The 17,572-nt window shown below is 69.1% G+C and carries 15 protein-coding genes and 4 tRNA genes; 6 read left to right on the top strand and 13 right to left on the bottom strand.

Annotation, left to right across the window (positions count from 1 at the left end; all coding sequences use genetic code 11):
• Positions 1-84: 84 nt before the first annotated feature.
• The 3 genes from ABH933_RS11945 to ABH933_RS11935 all read right to left on the bottom strand — a co-directional run bounded on the left by ABH933_RS11945 (position 85) and on the right by ABH933_RS11935 (position 4,152).
• Positions 85-1,410: a glycosyltransferase family 87 protein gene (locus ABH933_RS11945; protein ID WP_429417229.1), complete on the bottom strand. Its 1,326-nt coding sequence runs from the start codon at positions 1,408-1,410 to the stop codon at positions 85-87.
• An 81-nt stretch (positions 1,411-1,491) separates the two neighbouring features.
• Positions 1,492-3,144 (bottom strand): alpha/beta fold hydrolase, encoded by a 1,653-nt coding sequence (locus ABH933_RS11940; RefSeq protein WP_429417226.1) that lies wholly within the window; start codon positions 3,142-3,144, stop codon positions 1,492-1,494.
• 234 nt (positions 3,145-3,378) lie between these two features.
• Positions 3,379-4,152 carry a pyrimidine reductase family protein gene (locus ABH933_RS11935; protein ID WP_215922036.1) on the bottom strand — a complete coding sequence of 258 codons (774 nt, stop codon included), beginning with the start codon at positions 4,150-4,152 and terminating at the stop codon, positions 3,379-3,381.
• 35 nt (positions 4,153-4,187) lie between these two features.
• Here ABH933_RS11935 and zapE point away from each other — a divergent pair, with 35 nt between their 5' ends.
• On the top strand, positions 4,188-5,207 hold the full coding sequence (gene zapE / locus ABH933_RS11930) for a cell division protein ZapE (RefSeq protein ID WP_215922037.1): 1,020 nt from the start codon (positions 4,188-4,190) through the stop codon (positions 5,205-5,207).
• 143 nt (positions 5,208-5,350) lie between these two features.
• On the top strand, positions 5,351-6,169 hold the full coding sequence (locus ABH933_RS11925) for a tyrosine-protein phosphatase (protein ID WP_429417221.1): 819 nt from the start codon (positions 5,351-5,353) through the stop codon (positions 6,167-6,169).
• Between the two features lie 163 nt (positions 6,170-6,332).
• Here ABH933_RS11925 and ABH933_RS11920 read toward each other — a convergent pair whose 3' ends face one another.
• Positions 6,333-6,893, bottom strand: a complete 561-nt coding sequence (locus ABH933_RS11920; protein WP_429417218.1) for an N-acetyltransferase family protein — start codon at positions 6,891-6,893, stop codon at positions 6,333-6,335.
• A 9-nt stretch (positions 6,894-6,902) separates the two neighbouring features.
• Entirely contained in the window at positions 6,903-8,108 is a 1,206-nt protein-coding gene (locus tag ABH933_RS11915; RefSeq protein WP_215922040.1) for an MFS transporter, read from the bottom strand.
• A gap of 246 nt (positions 8,109-8,354) precedes the next feature.
• Here ABH933_RS11915 and ABH933_RS11910 point away from each other — a divergent pair, with 246 nt between their 5' ends.
• Positions 8,355-9,293: a hypothetical protein gene (locus ABH933_RS11910; RefSeq protein ID WP_429417215.1), complete on the top strand. Its 939-nt coding sequence runs from the start codon at positions 8,355-8,357 to the stop codon at positions 9,291-9,293.
• Between the two features lie 81 nt (positions 9,294-9,374).
• Here ABH933_RS11910 and ABH933_RS11905 read toward each other — a convergent pair whose 3' ends face one another.
• Complete coding sequence (locus ABH933_RS11905; protein ID WP_429417212.1) at positions 9,375-10,574, bottom strand: hypothetical protein; 1,200 nt, start codon at positions 10,572-10,574, stop codon at positions 9,375-9,377.
• A 268-nt stretch (positions 10,575-10,842) separates the two neighbouring features.
• Positions 10,843-12,240: an MFS transporter gene (locus ABH933_RS11900; RefSeq protein WP_429417209.1), complete on the bottom strand. Its 1,398-nt coding sequence runs from the start codon at positions 12,238-12,240 to the stop codon at positions 10,843-10,845.
• 282 nt (positions 12,241-12,522) lie between these two features.
• Here ABH933_RS11900 and ABH933_RS11895 point away from each other — a divergent pair, with 282 nt between their 5' ends.
• The gene (locus tag ABH933_RS11895) at positions 12,523-13,290 is read left to right on the top strand and encodes an ArsR/SmtB family transcription factor (RefSeq protein WP_429417206.1); all 768 of its coding nucleotides are present in this window, start codon (positions 12,523-12,525) and stop codon (positions 13,288-13,290) included.
• On the opposite strand, the gene ABH933_RS11890 is transcribed toward ABH933_RS11895, so the two are convergent.
• Positions 13,232-13,723 carry a carboxymuconolactone decarboxylase family protein gene (locus ABH933_RS11890; protein WP_215922043.1) on the bottom strand — a complete coding sequence of 164 codons (492 nt, stop codon included), beginning with the start codon at positions 13,721-13,723 and terminating at the stop codon, positions 13,232-13,234. The two genes, ABH933_RS11895 and ABH933_RS11890, sit on opposite strands and share 59 nt — an antisense overlap.
• Positions 13,720-14,634 (bottom strand): MBL fold metallo-hydrolase, encoded by a 915-nt coding sequence (locus ABH933_RS11885; RefSeq protein WP_429417202.1) that lies wholly within the window; start codon positions 14,632-14,634, stop codon positions 13,720-13,722. Before ABH933_RS11885 ends, ABH933_RS11890 begins: the two co-directional genes overlap by 4 nt.
• A gap of 152 nt (positions 14,635-14,786) precedes the next feature.
• Here ABH933_RS11885 and ABH933_RS11880 point away from each other — a divergent pair, with 152 nt between their 5' ends.
• Positions 14,787-15,674: a LysR substrate-binding domain-containing protein gene (locus ABH933_RS11880; RefSeq protein WP_429417199.1), complete on the top strand. Its 888-nt coding sequence runs from the start codon at positions 14,787-14,789 to the stop codon at positions 15,672-15,674.
• 138 nt (positions 15,675-15,812) lie between these two features.
• Here ABH933_RS11880 and ABH933_RS11875 read toward each other — a convergent pair.
• From ABH933_RS11875 to ABH933_RS11865, 3 genes are all read right to left on the bottom strand, one after another.
• Positions 15,813-15,887: transfer RNA gene (locus tag ABH933_RS11875), tRNA-Val, on the bottom strand.
• Between the two features lie 21 nt (positions 15,888-15,908).
• A tRNA-Cys gene (locus ABH933_RS11870) sits at positions 15,909-15,979 on the bottom strand.
• Between the two features lie 23 nt (positions 15,980-16,002).
• Positions 16,003-16,075 (bottom strand) — tRNA-Gly (locus ABH933_RS11865).
• 351 nt (positions 16,076-16,426) lie between these two features.
• Between ABH933_RS11865 and ABH933_RS11860 the strand changes: the two genes are divergently transcribed.
• Positions 16,427-16,501, top strand: a tRNA-Val gene (locus ABH933_RS11860).
• A 181-nt stretch (positions 16,502-16,682) separates the two neighbouring features.
• Here the strand turns inward: ABH933_RS11860 and ABH933_RS11855 are convergent.
• Positions 16,683-17,231 (bottom strand): site-specific integrase, encoded by a 549-nt coding sequence (locus tag ABH933_RS11855; protein WP_429417196.1) that lies wholly within the window; start codon positions 17,229-17,231, stop codon positions 16,683-16,685.
• Positions 17,232-17,572: the final 341 nt, after the last annotated feature.

The raw sequence follows: 17,572 nt of genomic DNA, 5'->3' as shown, positions 1-17,572 counted from the left end.
TGCTGATCCGGTGTGAATGTCCGGGTCACCATAGTGCGAATCGGACAACCCGGGGCCGCGGGTTGTAATGAAGGTTATTCGCGGCTACCGCAGCGCGGTGGCCTCCGATGCGCTGGCTTCCGGGGCTGCGATGTCCGGTTCGTCGGCGAGGACCGCAGCCCCGGCAGCCGTGTCCTCCGGCGTCGCCGTCTCGCGTTCGGGCAGCAGATAGGCCGGATCGATCCCGGAGTCCAGGCGCCCCTCGCGCCGCGCCGCCAGATACCGATCGACGAGCACGCAGAACGTCACTACGAGCAGCAGCCCCCAGCCGAAGGTGACCCGCAGGTATTCGAGATCCCGGCCCAGGCTCTGCCAGTGATCGAGCAGCCACTTGTCGTACGTGGTGAACCCGAAGATCGCCAGCCACGCGGGCCAGTTGCGCAGCACCGAATTGGGCAGCACCACCGTCATCAGGAACGGGAACAGCATCATCGAGTAGTACATCTGCCCCAGGCCGCTGATGAGGAATTCGGCGGTGAGCAGGATGCCCGCGCTGGTGCAGATGAAGAACAGTTCGTTGTTGCGGCAGTAGCGGTACAGCAGCCACAGCGAGATCAGCACCAGTACACCCATGCCGATCCGCATGGACCACACCAGCGGCGAGGGCAGCCCCCAGTAGGCCGCCGATCCCGGGATCGAGCTGTTGAAGTAGTCGCGCGCCTGGATCGAGTACGGGAATGTCTTGCGGAGGTAATCCATCGGATCCTTGATGACCGCCACCGCAATGGCATTCAGCGCGATCGGCACGCCCAGCGCGGTGATGAACACCTTCCACTGCCGCCGCACCAGCGGGATCAGCAGCATCGGCGCCAGGGTCGGCTTCACCGTGATCGTCAGGCCCATGATCAGCCCGGCCCACAGATCACGCCGCCTGAGCAGCAGCATGATGAACGCCACCTCCGCCAGCAGCACGCACCCGTTCACGTTGCCGAAAGCCAGTGTGTTGATGACCGTCTCGGAGGCGAACATCAGCAGCAGCGTCAGCGGCGCGGCATAGGACTTGATGCTGAACCCGAACAGCCTCAGCAGCAGATACCAGGCGAGCAGCAGCGCCACGACGTTGAGCGCGACGAAGCACCACTTCGAGTGCATGGGATCGATCCACGCCAGCGGCGCTACCAGCAGCGTGCCGCCCGGTGGATACAGGTAGTGCGGATCGACCAGATCGAAGTTGTCGTTGTAGATCGACCGCCCGTGCAGGAACGCCAGCGACGCCTTGTAAACGGGTGCGAAGTCGTCGGTGACGTTGAAATTCGTCCCCATGACGAAGGCCTGATGGATCACGGTCATGACCGCGAAAGGCCACAGCGCGAAGTTCAGGACCTCGGAGGTCGTGCGAGCGGTGCGAGGCTCGAGGTGACGAAGGAACACTGGGGCACGGTACACCGGAAACCGCTCCGGCTGTTGCCCGGACCCGCCGAAATGACCTGCGATTGCTGGACGGCCCGTCAGTCAGGCCGGGCAGACGGTCGCGTCGGCGGGAAGGGTGGCGTCCTTCAGGTACGTGACCAGGTTCTGCTGGATGCAGCTGGAGTGCGTGAAGACCGGATAGCCCCAGCCTTGCCAGGTCACCGTCGAGGTGTTGGCGCCGGCGGTGCCGAGCGCACCGGTGACCGAGGGGCGGGCGTCGGCGCCGACGATCGGGTTGGCGTCGTTTCCCAGCACCAGCACGCGCAGCGGCAGGGTGGTGGGCAACTGCTGTGGATCGGGCGCCGGCCAGGCGGTGCAGGCCATGAGTTCCGCGGCCGCGACCTTGCCGAAGACCGGATACTGGTTGCCCCAGGTGGACTCGAGCTGTTTGGCCCGATCGGGTGTAGCCGGCTGCTGGTTGTCGCTGCAGCTGGAGACGAACTGCCCGTCGGAGCCGAGGGCGGTCTGTTCGCGAAGCACCAGTTGGTCCAGGGCGCCGTTGTCGCCGCGCCCGGCGGCCGAGAGCGCGTCGGCGAGCTCGGTGATGTGGGAGGACTGGTCGGCGCGCGGCTCGCCGAGGAATCCGGCGACGGCGGTGAGCAGCCCGCCCGTGCTGACGTCGCCGAGCTGGCCGGACGCCGCCCGGTTGACCAGCGCGACGATCGCACCGCGGGGATCGGCGCCCAGCGAGCATCCGGCCGCGGCGCACTGCTGCGCGAAGGCGGTGAGCGCGGCCTCGGAGCCCTTGACGCGCTGTTCGGTGCGGGTCAGCGAATCGGCCTTGGCCGCGATCGGCGAGTCCAGGACCAGCCGGGCCAGATGCTCGCCGTACCGGGCGGCGTAGGCGAGTGCCACGCGGGTGCCGTCGCCGGTGCCGATTATCGCGATGTGGTCGACCTGCCACTGCTTGCGCAGCTGGTCGATGTCGTCGGCGGCGTGCCCGGCGTCGAACGTGTTCTGGTAGGGCTGCAGAAAATCCGAGCAGGCGATGGTGGCGTCCTGGCTCAGCTTGGCCATCACGTCGACGGGGTTGCCGCCGGTATTCTGCCCGCCATCGGCCAGGCCGCGCCGGGTGTCTACGGGCATGCAGTTGATCGGCTGCGAGCTGCCGAGGCCGCGGCGGTCGACCGCCACGATCGGATGTGCGGCCAGCACGGCCGCGGCCGGTCCGGCGGCCAGGCCCGCGAGTGCGGAGGTCGAGGAGCGGTCGTCGCCGGAGGTGAGCACCACGGGCGCGGCGTTGGCGGGGGTCTGTGGCAGCCGCGCGCGCACCGCGGAGTTCTGGAAGGTACCCAGCACCGTGCCGCCGACGTCGATCGGCGTCGAATAGGTGGCGCATTCGAAGATCAGGCCGGCGGGCGGAGTGCCCAGGCCGAGCTGGCCGAAGGTGGCGCCCGCGCAGTCGTGCCAGCCCAGGTCCGCCTTGGGCATCTCGGCGGCGGGCGGGGCGGCCTGTCCGGTCGCGGAGGTGGGCGCCGCGCCGCCGGCGTGCGGTCGGGCCTCGGCGATGCCCGGACGATCCGACGGACCCGCACCACAGGCGGCCGCGAGCAGCACGATCACCGAGGACGACGCGACGACGGCCAGCGTCGTCGGGCGCGGGCCCCGTGGTATCGATGGGCCGCACAGCCCCCGTGTCGATGGGCCGCGCAGCCCCGGAGTCGTTGGGCGGCACCGCCGTCGTGTCCAGCGCATGCGATACAGCCTGCCAGGTTCGGCGGGCCGTTTCAGCCTCGGGGGACGGTAGGCCGACGGAGCCGGCGGGGCTGGGTATGGCGCATCGGGACCGTAGGCCGACGGAGCCGGCGGGGTGGATCGGACGCAGCCGGAGCGTACGCCAACAGAGTCGGCGAGGTCGGCGTGACGCATCGGGACGGTAGGTCGGCCGAGGCGATACGTCGCAGCGGGACGGTGAGCCGGACGGGCGGGTCAGCAGGCTGTGTGGCTGCGCTCCCAGCGGGTCAAGATCGTCCCGTCGTCGTCGAGCAGCGCGTGGCGCAGCGTCATCGGGGTCGGCAATGCGTTGGGCGACACCGCGATTCGGCCCGCGGTACCGCCGATGAGCAGCGGCGACACCGTCAGGCACAACTCGTCCACGGTCTCGGCAGCGATGAGGCTGCCCAGTAGCGAGGGCCCGCCCTCGCACAGCACCCGCAGCAGCCCGCGCGCGGCGAGCGCGGTCCGGATCTGCGCCGCGGTCACGGTGTCGTCCCCGATCTCGAGTACCTCCGCCCCGGCGTCGGTGAGAGCGCGCTTGCGGTCCGCGGGTGCGGCGGCGGTGGTCAGGATCAGCGGCGGGCGGGTGGTGTCAGTGAACAGCCGGCTCGCCGGGTCCAGCGCCGCGCTCGCGGTGACGACGGCGATCGGCGGCGGCGTGCCGTCCGGGCTGCCGCCCAGGCCGTGATGATGCAGCCGCAACCGGCGATGCGCGTCGGTGCGGGCGCCGCCGTAGTTCTCGGCCCGCGCGGTCCCCGCGCCGACCAGGATCACATCGGCCAGATCGCGCAGCAGCGGAAAGACCCTGTGGTCCGCCGGACTGCCGAGGGCGCCGGACCGTCCGTCCACGGTCGCGGCGCCATCGATACTGGTGACGAAGTTGACTCGGAACCAGGGCGATTCGAGTGCGGCCGGGTAGGTGTAGAGCCGCACCAGCTCGTCCGGATCCAGAGTTGTGAATTGGATCGCATTGGGCACACGCTGCATAAGTACCGATCACACCACGTCAGTACGCTACGTGCGTGCAACAACGCCTCGTCGATCGTCATCCGGAAGTTCCGGCCGATCAACTCATCGCCCAGATGGTGCCCCCGCCCACGTTCGACGAGGTGAGCTTCGGCTCGTACATTCCGGACCCGAACGAGCCGTCCCAGGCCGCGGCCGTGCGCAAGGCGGAGGATTTCGCCGCGCAGGTCGTCAAGATCCATGCCGCGGCCGGCAAGAAGAGCCTGTTCGGCAAGAAGAAGCCCGTGCAGGGCGCGGGTCTGTATCTGGACGGCGGCTTCGGCGTCGGCAAGACCCACCTGCTGGCCTCGATCTATCACGCATCCCCGGGACCCGAATCGTTCGGCACGTTCGGCGAGCTGACCAATCTGGTGGGCGCGCTGGGCTTCACCAATGCGGTGGAGCGGCTGGCGGGCAACAGCGTGCTGTGCATCGACGAATTCGAGCTGGACGATCCGGGCGATACGACGCTGGTGTCGCGGCTGCTGACCGAGCTGACCGCGCGCGGGGTGTCGGTCGCGGCGACCTCCAACACGCTGCCCAGCCAGCTGGGTGAGGGACGCTTCGCCGCGCAGGACTTCCTGCGCGAGATCAAGAAGCTGGGCTCGCTGTTCGAGACCGTGCGCGTCGACGGCCCGGACTACCGCCACCGCGATCTGCCGCCCGCCCCGGAGCCGACCGCACCCGAGCTGCTGGCCGAGAAGGCCGCGGCCACCCCGAATTCCACCCTCGATGATTTCGACGCGCTGTTGCAGCATCTGAGCACCCTGCATCCCTCGCGGTTCGGCGCGCTGATCGCCGGGGTGAGCGCGGTGTTCATCTCCGGCGTGCACGAGGTCACCGATCAGGCCGTCGCGCTGCGCGTGGTGGTGCTGGCCGACCGGCTGTACGACGCGGGCATTCCGGTGACGGTGTCCGGTGCGAAGCTGGACGCGATCTTCTCCCAGGAGATGCTCGACGGCGGCTACCGCAAGAAGTACCTGCGTGCGATCTCCCGGCTGCTGGCCCTGTCGCGGTACGAGGTGCCCGCGGCCTGATTCCGTGTGGGGCGAGACACCATTCGACTAACCGAGTGACCACTCGGTGTACCGTGACTGCCGATACCGAAATGGGAACGGCTGTTCCGGTTGTGGACGGCCGCTAGTCGTGTGGGTCATCGACCCGGAGATCGGAGCTGGAAATGGTCCATCGCTCGATTCGTGTCATCGCGGCGGTCGCCGCCACCGCCGCCCTCGCGCTCGGCCCCGCCGTGGGCACCGCGCTGGCCGCCGATCCGACCGCGGCGACCAGCGCGGTCGTCGACAACGTGCACCAGCGCGCGATTCCGCTGCAGGGCGTGCTGAACGCCCGCGACATCGGCGGGTACCGCACCACCGACGGCCGCATGGTGCACATGGGCCTGGTGTACCGCACCGGTGGGCTGAACAAGGCCGCCGACGCCGACCTGGCCGCACTCACTCAGCACACTGTGAAGTACGTCGACGACCTGCGGACCGTGTACGAGCGGGCGCTGTCCCCGGACCGGGTGCCCGCCGGTGCGACCGCACACGTCGACGATGTCATGGCCCAGGCGTCGCCACAGGTGATGCTGTCCAGCGCGCTCGGCGGCGGTGACATGACCGCGATGTACCGCGGGATGATCACCACCCCCGGCGCGAACCAGGCATTCGCGGGCGTGCTGCGCGACATCATCGACACCGAAGACGGTGCGGTGCTGTACCACTGCACGGCCGGAAAGGACCGCACCGGCTGGACGTCCGCGGTGCTGCTGACCATCCTGGGCGTGGACCGCAACACGGTGAACTACGACTACCTGCTGTCCAACTACTATCGCAACGCCCAGAGCGGCGATATGGCCAACGGCGTCGCCCAGGCCGATCTGGACGCCGCGTTCGACCAGGTCAACAGGTCGTACGGGAGCTTCGACAACTACGTGCACAAAGGTCTGGGGCTGAGCAACAGCGACGTCGCGGCGCTGCAGGCCAAGATGCTGTCCTGACGAATGCCGCTGGACGGCAACGTTCTTCGTCGAGCCCGGCTCGCGACGGCCCGGGCTCGACCTGCGTCGACACCGTGTTCATCGAGCTGGAGTGCGACGACCAGGGCTGGATCGCTGTACCCATCGCTGTTCGGCGCGGACATCGTCGGTCCGGCAACGTGTTTCAGGGTGCCTCGTCCGGTTCGAGCGCGTGCTGCATGAGGTAGTCGTGGCACAGCGTCGTGCCCACCATGAAGGTGCGGGTGCCGACGGTGCGGAACCCGCGCTTGGCGTAGAACCGCTGGGCGCGCACGTTGTCCTGATTCACCGCCAGCCAGGCTCCGGCATACCCGCCGATGCGCGCGTGGTCCAGCGCGGCGAGCATCAGCGCGGTCGACACGCCGGCGCCGTGATGGCCGGACAGCACATACATCTTGCTGATCTCCAGCACCGGCCGCAGATCCACTGCCTCCGCGACGACCGGATCGCCGGGATCGCCCGCCACCAGCATGGCGTATCCGACGATCTGGCCGTCGGCGACGGCCTTGAGCACCGTGCGGTCCGGATCGCTGAGGTACTCGCCGAACCGCTCGTCCGAGAGCACCTCGTCGATGAACATCTCGACATCCCGGGCGGCGAGATCAGGCGGGCAGGCCAGCGGAAAGGTCGCGGCCGCCACATCACTGAGGGCTTCCGCGTCCCATAGTCCGGCCCGGTCGACGGTGATGACTGGGGTTTCGGTCATGAAATGAAGTCAATCACGGATTCCCGCGTGAAAATACCGTGCCAGCAGGATCAGCGACGCCGCGAATATCAGCGGCAGCACGAATCCGATCCGCATGGTCGAGGCGTCCGACACCGCGCCCACCACCGCGCCGCCGACGAGCGCCCCGGCGTAGTTGAACAGGTTGAGCCGCGCGATGACTGCATCAAGGCCGCGCCCGCCGGTGAGTCGGCCCACCTCGCTGAAGCACAGCGGCGCCACCACCGGCACTCCCAGACCGATGATGAGGAATCCGGCCAGCGCCGGGATCGGGCCGGGCGCGCTCACCACGATCACCAGGCCGATCACGCCGATCAGCGCCGCGGTGCGCACCACCGCGCGCGGTCCGAATCGTCGCACCCACCAGTCGCCCGTCAGTCGGGTGAGCAGCGCGGCGCCCTGATAGGTGGCCAGCGACAGCGCGGCGGTCGCCGAGGAGGCCAGCAGCGAGTTCTTCATGTACAACGTCGACCAGTTGTTGTTCGCCTGGTCGATCGCGAACATCAGTGCCATCGCGATGCCGAAGGCCAGGTACATCTTCAGCGGAACGATGTGCACCGACTCCGCCGACTCGCCCGCCGCGGCCTGCACCTCGGCGGGTTCGGCCTCGGCCTGCCGGGTGCCCAGCAGTCGCGGGCCCAGGGCCAGCCCACCGGCCAGCACCACCATCGCCGCGGCGAACACGGCCTCGGCGAGCGTGACATGTGTTGCCTCGCAGGCCGAAACGAGCAGCGCGCCCAGGATCGAGCCCGCACTCCAGGCCGCATAGAACGAGGACAGCACGAAGCGCCCGTACCCGTGTTGAATGAACACCGCCTGCATATTGGTGCTCGCATCGACGATGCCGACCGCGATGCCATAGATGGCGAGCGCGGGAAACAGCACCGCCGCAGTGGGTGCCAGCGCCGTGACCGTGCCCGCAATCGCGATCAGCCCGAGCCCGATCCGCAGCGACACCCGGCTCGACCAGCGCACGGCCAGCTGTTCGGCGATGAGGCTGCCCACCGCGGCGAGCAGCGTGATTCCCACGACGGCGACCAGGATCAGGGTGTCGCCGAGGCGATACCGGGTCTGTATCTGCGGCAGCTCGGTGAGCACCACCGACAGGAAGAATCCCTGCAGCCCGAAGGCGACCGAATTCGCCACGCGCGCCGCGCGGAGCGAGGTCGATACAGGAGTGTATCCGATGGGAACCATCTGCGAAGCGTAGCGGCAGGGCCATCGATCCGATAGGGGAGAGCCGAGCGTCTCCATTGCGCCGCTGTCCATTCCGGTCGCCGCGCCGAGACCGCTCGGCGTTCCGGTAGGGGCGATGATCACGCGCGGCTCCCGGTTGCGTAACAAAAGTAGGCACATTGGCATGAAGGCACCCGGCATTTGGGGCACCCTGGAGGGGGACGGGCCGCATGGTCCGCGGTGCACGGTGTTTGGGTGGTGAGTCGCGTGAGTAAGCAGGTCGACCTGAAGCAGGGGCATGCGACGGTGCTCGATCCGCCGGACTCGGTGAATCTTCCTGTAGTGGAACCGAATCCGCGCGGGCATCAGCCGGGTGAGCGGTGCCGGGAGCCCGGCTGTGGGAACTGCCACTGGGATGTGCAGCGGTTCAAATACTGGTTACGCGGCCGGCTGCTGGCCGATGGCGCCGACGACGTCGAGGTGGATCGGCCGCTCGGCGCACAGACGCCGGGTCTGGTGTGGCGCAACGGATCTCGCCTGTTCGCTGTCGAGGTGCACAGCGCTCCGGTCGATATCGGGCACGCCGCGGAGCGGACCGCGCGGCTGCGGGCGGTGGGCGTGGACGAGGTGCTGTGGATGTGCCCGCCCGGATTCTGGGTGGGGCACCTGCCCGCCGTGGCCATCGACGATTTCGCGGCCGCGGGTTGCGAGTACCAGGTCGTCTCGGGGCTGCTCGGGGTCGGGCCGACCGGGACCGCGGCGCCGTGCGAGGAGCCCCGGCCGGTGCGGGATGTCATGCGGGAATGGGTTGCCGGTGCGCTGGCCTTCGGCTGGCGCGACGAGATCACGGGAGGTTGGGCGGCGGTGAGCACGTGGGAGCAGCACACCCGGGCGCAGGCGGCGAGGATCGCGCAGCAGCGCCAGGAACTGATGAATCAGCGCACGGCGCTGGCGCTGGCCCGCAAGGCGACCCGGGAGAAGGCCAAACAGGTGCACAAGCTGATGCATCGGCTCGAACGGTCCGAGCAGATCGCCGACGAGCTCGACGCGGCGCGTCGCAAGATCTCCGATCACAACCGCATCGATGCGACCTATCGGCTCACCCTCGCCCGTCAGCGCGCGGCGCTGACGCATTGGCAGCTGATCACCTGCTTCGCCATGCTGATCATCGTGGCCTTCATCGGGTCCGCGGTGATCCTGCACTGAGCAGGCGCTCGCGCCGCCGGATGGCCCCGCGATGGAGCTTTCGGAGTCGACGGGGGAGCACCGGGCGGTGTGCGGTGGAGCTTACGGGGCCGACGGGGCGGGTACGCTCAGCCGGAACGGCCCGCGCTCCCAGCGCCAGTCGTGACGTAGCACCATGGCGGCCAGATCGGTAATGCCGACGCCGAATTCCTGTGCGTAGCCTTGGAATTCGTCCCATGCGAGCGGTCCGTGGGCGAGCCGGTTGCGCAGGATGTTCTCGTGCTGGGCGGGCACGGTGTGGGCGCGTAGATCGGGTTCGCCGATCCGGCTGCCGGTGAACACCAGGTGGCCCCAGCCGTGCTCGTGGGCGGTGGCACGCGTCGCGGCGAGTTTGATTCGGTTGCCGTGCACCGCGATCCGCGCCAGCGGAACCGCATCGATCAGCACCGCGCGCCCGTCGGTGAGCCGGGCCGCGACCGTGGGGCAGTGCACGCGCTCCACGCCGTCCAGGCGGTACTCCGCGGCCGCGGGCCGTTCGGTGTACGCGGCGACCTGATCGCTCTCGTCCAGCATGCGCAGCAGGCGCGCCTCCAGCGCGGTATCGAAACTGGTTTCCCGGCCCAGGGTGTCGGAGAAGATCGAACCGCGGGCATCGTCGGCGGAGTCGATCGTGGTGAGCGGCAGCTCCGGCAGCGGGGCCGGGCTGCCGGTGGCCCATTCGACGCGCCGCAACAGCGGATTCAGCTGCCCGGTCACCGATTCCGCGGCGCGCGGAGTGCCCGGATGCCAGCGGCCGCGCTGCTGCCAGCCCGCGATCCGCTGGAAGACGAAGCCCGCCAAGCGCTTGGCATCGAGCAGGGCGTGCCCCGCCAGCCGCAGCCGCAGATACGCCAGATCCTGCGCGGCGATATCGGCGTCGGTGGCGTAGATCTCGGCCAGCAGCGTTCTGATCAGCCGCTGGTCGCCCCAGCCGACCGGGTAGCGGGCGGCGAAGACCTCGGTGCTGGGATGTCCGGTGGCCTGCACACGCCGCACCAGCTGCCCGGCGGCCCGGGTGTAGACCTGTCGCACACGATCCCGGGAGAGCTCGTAGCGGGCCCCGAGCAGGGTCAGCGTCTCCGGTCGTTCGCCGTCCAGGCCCAGGCGCAGGGTCATCAGCTCGCCGTCGCGCGGCCGCTCCTGCGCCTGCTCGGCGACCATCGCGGCGAGCGTCTCGTCGGAGTGCTCGAGATCGACGGTGACCGTGTCCTCGAGGTCGTCGGGCAGGGCGGTGCGCCCGTCCGTGATCTCGTCTGTCGTCACCAGTCTCGCCCGCTTTCGCCCGTTCGTTCGAATAGGGTATCCCGGCGGGCGGCGTGTGGGCGGTAGGCGAGAGCTGTGTCGGGTCGAGCGTGCCACGCTCGGTGGCGTTGTGCCACCGTGGGTTCCATCAGTTGGCGCTGACAGCGAGCCGGGACGGGGCCGGCCCGCTGTCGAGCTTCCCGCTACGCCGATCCGGGGCCGCGGGGAGTTCCCGCCATGCCGATTCCCGGGCCGCCGCTAGGGAGTGAACTCGCGTGGGCCGGGACCTCTACTCGGCGACGGGACGTCCGGCGACGCCGTAGCGTGTTATGACCAGCGCGCCCGCCCAAGCGACAGCGGTCCCCAGGGCGAGCCAGTGCAGGGAGCTGACGAAATGCGTGCCGGAGGGGGAGCCCGCGACGGCGCCGAATATCGCGACGCCGCTGGCGGTTCCGATCTGGCGGGCCGTGTTGGAGGTGCCCGTCGCCAGCCCGGTGCGGTCGGCGGGCGTCGCCCGCACGACGGCGGCCACCACCGACGCCGTGATCAATCCGGATCCGCAGCCGAGCAAGCCGAATCCGACGAGGAGCCAGCCGATTCCGCCCGCGCCGTGCAGTTGGGTCAGCGTCAGCGATCCCACGATGGCGATCGCACAGCCGAGAGTGACCGAGGTGCGAGGCCCGCGTGCCGCCGTGACCCGGCCCGCGACGGGCGCGAGCACCACCAGCGGAACCGCCAAGGGCAGCACGGACAGTCCGGAGGCGAGCGGCGAATAGCCCAGTACGTCCTGCAGATACAGCGTGGTGACGAACAGCAGGCCGTTGAAGATCAGATTCATGGTCAGCGCGACCACGTTGGGGCTCAGGAATTCCTTGCGGCGCAACAGATCCAGCGGCAGCACCGGATGGGTGCTGCGTGCGGCCGAGGTCAGCGCGGTGGCCAGCGCCGCCACCGTCGCCACCGCCGACGCGGCGATCAACACGGGCGCGGCATGGTGTCCGATCGAGATGATGGTGAACACCAGCCCGCCCAGGCCGATGACGAACCCGGCCAGCCCGCGCACGTCCAGCCGCCCGCTCCGGTTCCCGGGCCGGGCCGGAACCGTCCACAGCGTGGCCGCGATGGTCAGCGCGGTCAGCGGCACATTGATCCAGAACACCGGCCGCCAGCCGAGCCAGCCCACCAGGATCCCACCCAGCAGCGGCCCGGCCGGAAGCGCCAGCGACGAGATTGCCGCCCACGTGCCCAGCGCCCGGGCCTGGTCGGCACGGTCCGGGAACGCCTCGACGATGACCGCCATCGTGCTGGGCAGCAGCAGTGCACCGCCCACGCCCTGCACCACCCGCGCCCCGATCAGCACCCCGACGTCCGGCGCCGTCGCGCAGATCAGCGATGCCACCCCGAATATCGCGAACCCGGCGATCAGCACCCGGCGATGACCGATCCGGTCGCCGATGGTTCCGCCCGCCAGCAGCAGGCCGGCGATCGCCACCACGTATCCGTCGACCACCCACTGCAGCATCGACACGTCCGACCGCAGGCCGTGCCCGATATCGGGCAGGGCGACGTTGACGATCGTGACATCCAGCAGCACCAGGAACATGCCGGCGCACATCACGCCGAGCACACGTCCGGGCTGTATCTCGCGTATTTCCTCGTTTCGGATGGTGAGACTCGAAATGCTCATGCGGACAGTGTGTCCCGGGAAAAGTTCGGTGTGGGCCGAAGAATGGGCGGAGCGGAGTCAGGGAGGTGTCCGGTCCCGGGGCTCCGCCGTTGAACTGGACTGCGGCAGCTGAAGCGGACTGCGGAAGCGGCGGCAAAGGAACTGGCCGGCCAGCTGCACAACGCGCTGATCGGTGTCCGTCCTGCCCGGGCGATGAGGACCGATGCCGGTACGACTGCCCGCGGGGGACTCGGTGCGCATATTTCGGCGTCGGCCGAAGTGTTCACGCGGCAGACTGGGGGCATGACGGATGTGCGGCCCCTGTATGGATACTCCGATGTCGCGGAGATCGGCTCGCTGCTGGCCGATGCGACGCGGGCCAGGATCATGATCTGTCTGGCCGACGGTCGCGCGCTGCCCGCCTCGGTGTTGGCGTCCGAGGCTGGGGTCGCCGCCTCGACCGCCAGCGAACATCTCGCCCGCCTGGTCGAGGGTGGGCTGCTGACGGTCGAGCGTTCGGGCCGCCACCGCTACTACTCGATCGCGAACCCGCAGGTGGCGACGGCGCTCGAGGCCCTGGCCGCGCTCGCGCCGACCCGCTCGGTGCGGTCGCTGCGGGAGTCCACGCGCGCGGCGGCCCTGCGCCGCGCCCGCAGCTGCTACGACCATCTCGCCGGCCGTCTCGGCGTCGCCGTCACCGAGGCGCTGCTGGACCACGGTGCCTTGACCCGCACCGACGGCCTGTCCGGACTCTGCCGCGCCGAGGGCGACCGCCTCTCGGCCCGCGTGCACGATCACCCCTACGAGCTGGGCCCCGCCGCCGAACCGGTATTCGCCGCCCTGGGCGTCGACCTGCCCGTGGTCCGCCTGGAACGCCGCCCGCTCCTGCGTTTCTGCGTCGACTGGAGCGAACAACGCCACCACCTCAGCGGCGCCCTGGGCGCGGCCGTCCTGACCCGCATGGAATCCGCGGGCTGGGTGGAGCGCCACAGCTCGCGGCGTGCCCTGAAACTCACCGCCCCGGGCGCCCGGGCGCTGGATCGGATTCTGGGCGTGGAGCTGGCGGCGTAGCGGGGTTGCCGTCCGCGGCGAGCAGACCGGAGCGGGCCGCGCGCTCGACGGACTCCATGGCGGCCGATGCGTGAGGGTAACCGATGTAGTTGGCCAGCAACGTCATCAGCGCAGTGAGGCCCTCGTGGCCGATCCCGTTCGCGCTCGCCAATCGCAGGTGGGTGTCGAGGCGGTCGCCGGTGACGCCCTGGGCGGTCAGCGCGGTGATGATGGCGACGCTCCGGTCCCGGGCGGTCAGCGCGCCGTGCGACCAGGCTGGACCGCCTGCGGAAGCGAAAGCCTCCGCGGCGAATACCGGTCCGACCCGCGCCGTCATGGCCGCCTCGACGTCCTGCTCGGGGACATCGAATATTCGTGCGTACGCCGCGATACCGCGCGCCCGCCTGGCCGCGGCGGAATTCTCGGCGGTCAGGTCCGCATCGGCGGTGGTCATCGCACCCCTCCGGCGGCATGTTCCGCGTGTTCGGCGCACAGGCAGCCGACGCCGCGCTCGATCCATTCCCGCATCGTCCAGTCCGGGTGCCGCTGGATCATCAGGGCACGAACCTCCTCGGCGATGTCGTCCTCGCTCATGGCCGAATCCCGTCGCCGCCAGGTCTCGTCGCGCAGTTCGCACAGGTAGTCGCGCACATCCGCGAGCAGCCGGCCATCGCCGATCGCACCGTGCCCCGGCACGACCACCCGCGCGGGCTCCGCGGCCAGCCGTTCCATCACCGAGATCCAGCGCAGCCCCGAGACGTCGGTGTCGTACGGCGGGAACCACGGAAAGATTGCGAACTGCCCGGCCTCGGCGAGGTCGCCGGTGAACAGCACGCCGGCGTCGGGGACGGCGACGACCTGGTCGCCCCTGCTGTGCGCGCGGCCGGTCGGGCGCAGCTCGACGGTCCGTCCACCCAGATCCAGCTCGTAGGCGCCCTCGTACACCTGGTCCGGCGTGGTCAGCGTGACGCCCTCGAGCTGCCGGGCGATCGGCTCGCCGAGCTGGGAGAACATCGCCAGATAACTCTCGCCCTTGTGCGCGAGGTCGTCGGCTTGGGCCCGGTTGATCAGATAGGTCGCCTCGCCGGCGAACACCTGGGCGCCGAACGCGTGCTCGGGATGGAAGTGCGTGGTGGTCAAGTAGATTCGCCGCCCCCTGGCCTGCTCGGCGGCGAAGGCCAGGACCTTCTCGGCATTGCGTGGCCCCATGCCGGTGTCCACGACCAGTATGGAGTGCATCCCGCCGATCACCCCGATATTGGGCACCAGATCGACGCCGCGGTTCGGCACCACGACGAGGTCGTGGCCCAGTTCCCGCACGTCCTCGATCTCGACGACTGGGTCCGGGTACGGGTATTCGGGCATGGGTCGACTCCTTCGGGAGAGGTATGAGTTGACGGTGCCCGGCGGGCTTATCTCCGCGGCGGGACCGGTCGATTCCAGTCCAGCACCGGTCCCTCGCCCCGGTCCAAGACCCGTTGCGTGCGGGCGATACCGCACGGGTATCGTCGCCCGTAATGGACCTGCGTTTGCTCCGCTACTTCGTGGCCGTCGCCGAGGAACTCCACTTCCGGCGTGCCGCGGATCGACTGCACATGAGCCAGCCACCGCTCAGTCGCGCGATCAAGACGCTGGAGGCGGACCTCGGTGCGGTCCTATTGCGCCGGGCTCCCGGCGGCGTCTCGCTCACGGCCGCCGGTGAGGTCCTCTACGCTGAGGCGCGCTCGATTCTGGAGCACGCCGATCGGATCCCCGCCCGGGTCGCGGCGGTCGCGGGCACCGTCACCCTGACCGTCGGGACGTTGGGCGACAGCGCCGAAGAGGCCGGGCCGCGCCTGGTGGCTGCCTTCCGTGCACACCACGCCATGGTCCGGGTCCGCGTGCGGGAGGCCGATCTCGGCGACCCGACCTGCGGATTGCGCACGGGGCGCGTGGATGTCGCGCTCACTCGCGGGCCGTTCGAGGACTCCGGTATCAGAACCCATGTGCTGCGCCAGGATTCGGTCGGTGTGGTGTTGCGCGCGGACGACCCGCTGGCCGGGCGGGAGGTCCTGCGCGTGGCCGACCTCGCGGATCGGCCGTGGTTCCGGCTGCCGGAGGGTACCGACCCTGTCTGGCGGGCGTTCTGGAACGCGACCACGCCGGAGGGCCCGTACCGCGACGGACCCGAGGTCCGCACCGTCCAGGAGTGCTTGCAGGCCGTCCTGTGGAACGGCACGATCGGCCTGACTCCCCTCGGTCACGCGCTCCCCGAGGGCCTGATCACCGTGCCTGTGGCCGATATGCCACGCAGCCCGCTGGTCGTCGCCTGGAGCGATGCCAACAGCGATCCGCTGATCCGGTCGTTCATCCGTGTCGCCGACGCGATCTACCGTCCAGCGGGGCGGGCCTCTCGCCGCGCTTGATCGCGCTGCGCGGCACAACCTTTCGCCGCATCTTCCCGGCGGCGATGGCGCGAACAGTGAATCGTAACCCCGCCGGGTGCACCGGTGGGCACACGAAAACAGGTCAGCCCCGGATAACCGGGGCTGACCTGTCATTTCTGGTGCGCGATACTGGGATTGAACCAGTGACCTCTTCCGTGTCAGGGAAGCGCTCTCCCGCTGAGCTAATCGCGCGGGTCTTTGGTGCCTCTTTCGAGGCGGCGACGGGAATCGAACCCGTGTGCACGGCTTTGCAGGCCGTTGCCTCACCACTCGGCCACACCGCCAACCAAGGCCGGGTTGGCCTTCGAGCGGATGACGGGATTCGAACCCGCGACCCTCACCTTGGCAAGGTGATGCGCTACCAGCTGCGCTACATCCGCATGCACTGTAGTGTGCAAGTTGCTTCCGTCCGGCCCGTGGTGGCCCTTCCGGCTGCGAGAGAGAACATTAGCCCACGATCTGCGTCAGCAACAAATCCGCTGGTAGAAGCGGGTAAATCGGAATTACACCACTGTGCTTCCGCAGGCCCGGCGCTGTGCCGCCCCTCGAGCCTTACCCCTGGGCGGTGTCCGCACCCGGCATCAGCCCGCGGCACACCCACCCCAGCGGCCCACCTCTGAGCGATACTGAAAATCGCCAGGTAGAGCCGCGATTTGGTGTGGCAAGGGTGATGCGTGTTAAGGTTCCATCTCGTCCGGAACGGAGCTCCTCCGACCCGAACACCCGCATCCGGTCCTATAGCTCAGCGGGAGAGCGCTCGCCTCACACGCGAGAGGTCGCTGGTTCGAAACCAGCTAGGACCACCACGAAAAATATGCCTTGACCAGCACATTCAGCGTCTTACGCGATGCGATGCCGCGAAGTCCGATCTGCGGTTTGGTCACGGTTGGTCGCAACTCCGTCCAATGTCTTCGCTGCGGCGAACAGCTCGGCGTTCTGGCTGTGCACGTAGGTTCGCATTGTGAAGGCGCGTTCCACGTGCCCCAGCTACGCCGCGATCACCGCGATCGGTACGCCTTGAAGATGCATCAGCGTCCCGCAGGTGTGGCGCGCGTCGTGCAGCCTGATCCTGCGGACCCCCGCCATTCGGCACATTGCCACCCACAAGTCGTACAACGTGTCGGGGTGGTACGACCTACCGGTCTCGTTGCACACGACGTGAGTCCCGGGGCCGTAGTTATCTCCCAGCGCCAGCTTCTCCGTTGCCTGGATCAGTCGAGCCTTCTCGAGGGCGTCGTGCAGCGACCTGGTCAGCGGAAGGGTCCGGCAGGATCCCGCTGTTTTGGGTTCGCCTTCCTCGGATCCGCCCTCCACTGGAACCATGTTGTTGGCGATGCGCAGCACGCCCCACTCGCCCTGGTCGAAGTCGATGTCGGACCAGCGCAGCCCGCCGATCTCGCCTCGTCGCAGGCCCGATAGGGCAAGGTGCCAGACGGTTGTTGTTCGCCTGGGCGAGCAGGCGCCGGACTTCCTCTGGAGTGAAGGTCTCGATCGGCGGTTTGGTGGCGGACACGCGATCGACCAGCCGGGCGACATTGCGTACGAGCAGACCCTGGGCAACCCCGTTGGCTCCGAGCCTTCGCTACGGGCACGGCCGGTTCTTAGGGGGCGGGGGCGTCGACGAGGGTTCACGCGATTCACCCGCCCGGTCTTCCCCAGCCTGTAACCCCCGGATGGAACAAGGGTCCTTGGGCCGTGCCCTCGGGCTTCGCACCCCACGGTCACCCATGACGCACGCCGAGGCGGGGACGATCCACGCGCACGGGATCGGGAACTACGTTATCGGCATCGGCCGATCCCTCCTTCTACGAGTTCCACTGTTACTCATGCGACTTCGTGTCGCACGATCCGGTTCAACCACGACGAATACGTCCGCA

Source organism: Nocardia sp. GP40, from assembly GCF_050434125.1.
GTDB classification, from domain to species: Bacteria; Actinomycetota; Actinomycetes; order Mycobacteriales; family Mycobacteriaceae; genus Nocardia; species Nocardia albiluteola.
Note: the sequence above shows the minus strand (reverse complement) of the source record. Positions and strands in the feature narration are given on the sequence as shown.

Coding starts and splice junctions, on each gene's coding strand:
- ABH933_RS11940 (WP_429417226.1), bottom strand. CDS start 3,144: ATGCGCTGGACACGACGGCGGTGCCGCCCAACGACTCCGGGGCTGCGC.
- ABH933_RS11935 (WP_215922036.1), bottom strand. CDS start 4,152: ATGCAGCGTGTGCCCAATGCGATCCAATTCACAACTCTGGATCCGGAC.
- ABH933_RS11925 (WP_429417221.1), top strand. CDS start 5,351: ATGGTCCATCGCTCGATTCGTGTCATCGCGGCGGTCGCCGCCACCGCC.
- ABH933_RS11920 (WP_429417218.1), bottom strand. CDS start 6,893: ATGACCGAAACCCCAGTCATCACCGTCGACCGGGCCGGACTATGGGAC.
- ABH933_RS11915 (WP_215922040.1), bottom strand. CDS start 8,108: ATGGTTCCCATCGGATACACTCCTGTATCGACCTCGCTCCGCGCGGCG.
- ABH933_RS11900 (WP_429417209.1), bottom strand. CDS start 12,240: ATGAGCATTTCGAGTCTCACCATCCGAAACGAGGAAATACGCGAGATA.
- ABH933_RS11895 (WP_429417206.1), top strand. CDS start 12,523: ATGACGGATGTGCGGCCCCTGTATGGATACTCCGATGTCGCGGAGATC.
- ABH933_RS11890 (WP_215922043.1), bottom strand. CDS start 13,723: ATGACCACCGCCGATGCGGACCTGACCGCCGAGAATTCCGCCGCGGCC.
- ABH933_RS11885 (WP_429417202.1), bottom strand. CDS start 14,634: ATGCCCGAATACCCGTACCCGGACCCAGTCGTCGAGATCGAGGACGTG.
- ABH933_RS11880 (WP_429417199.1), top strand. CDS start 14,787: ATGGACCTGCGTTTGCTCCGCTACTTCGTGGCCGTCGCCGAGGAACTC.
- ABH933_RS11855 (WP_429417196.1), bottom strand. CDS start 17,231: ATGTCGCCCGGCTGGTCGATCGCGTGTCCGCCACCAAACCGCCGATCG.